The organism is Ancylomarina longa, assembly GCF_003996985.1.
Taxonomy (GTDB): Bacteria; Bacteroidota; Bacteroidia; order Bacteroidales; family Marinifilaceae; genus Ancylomarina_A; species Ancylomarina_A longa.
In genome coordinates, this window is the sequence record NZ_RJJX01000219.1 from 1 (window position 1) to 467 (window position 467).

Consider the following 467-nt stretch of genomic DNA (forward strand, 5'->3'; position numbering starts at 1 on the left):
GATTGGCATGAACAGTAACATTCAGATCATCGCTGGCGGAACAGCCATTGGTATTGGTTACAACAACGGAATAGTTACCACTRRTTGATGTRCTAATTGTTTGCGTAGTTTCTCCGGTACTCCATAAATATGTTGCTCCCGCATTGCCGGCATCCAATATGATGCTGCTGCCTGCACAGGTCTGCTGATCGGCTCCCAAATCTACGATTGGATTGGCATGAACAGTAACATTCACATCATCGCTGGCGGAACARCCATTGGTATTGGTKACWACWACRGAATAGTTGCCACTGGTTGATGTRCTAATTGTTTGCGTAGTTTCTCCGGTRCTCCATAAATATGTTGCTCCCGCATTGCCGGCATCCAATRTGATGCTGCTGCCTGCACAGRTCTGCTGATCCGCTCCYAAATCTACGATTGGATTGGCATGAACAGTAACATTCACATCATCGCTGGCGGAACAGCCA

1 pseudogene is annotated in these 467 nt (G+C 47.1%); it reads right to left on the reverse strand.

The features are described from left to right. Positions 1 to 467 (reverse strand): annotated as a pseudogene (locus DLK05_RS17700) (hypothetical protein); the annotation flags it as partial.